This window comes from Desulfofundulus thermobenzoicus (genome assembly GCF_009428905.1).
Classification (GTDB): domain Bacteria; phylum Bacillota; class Desulfotomaculia; order Desulfotomaculales; family Desulfovirgulaceae; genus Desulfofundulus_A; species Desulfofundulus_A thermobenzoicus.
This window is the reverse complement of record NZ_WHYR01000251.1, coordinates 1-395: the sequence shown is the minus strand read 5'-3', so window position 1 is coordinate 395 and position 395 is coordinate 1. Positions and strand designations below refer to the sequence as shown.

General features: G+C 43.5%; 1 protein-coding gene. It reads left to right on the top strand.

Features of this window, described 5'->3' with window-relative positions:
• Positions 1-395, top strand: a 395-nt coding sequence (locus GFC01_RS18505) for an aminopeptidase (RefSeq protein WP_194175054.1), incomplete at both ends; no start/stop codon positions are given.

Below are 395 nucleotides of genomic sequence, written 5' to 3'. Positions count from 1 at the left end.
TTTATTACCATCCTGTCAGAAAGCCCTGACCTTTTGCGAGGCATTGATTCGAAAAAAATCGCTGCACAGCAAAAAGCTGCTGGTTCAGCACTACATACATATCGTCAATACGTTCAATCTGACAAAGTCGCTTGGACAGTCGTAGGTGCTGCATCAAAAGAATGGGCGAAAAAGATTTTCCCTGACCATACAGATGAAGAAGCTGTCACGTTATTGTGGGATCAAATCTTTAAAGTCGCACGCGCTGATCAAGCAGATCCAGTTGAGGCTTGGAAAAAGCATGATGCGTCATTAAACGAAAAGGTCAAAATACTCAATGAACGCCACTACCACAAGCTTCATTATGAAGCACCTGGCACAGACTTAACGATCGAGCTTCCAGAGCAGCATATTTG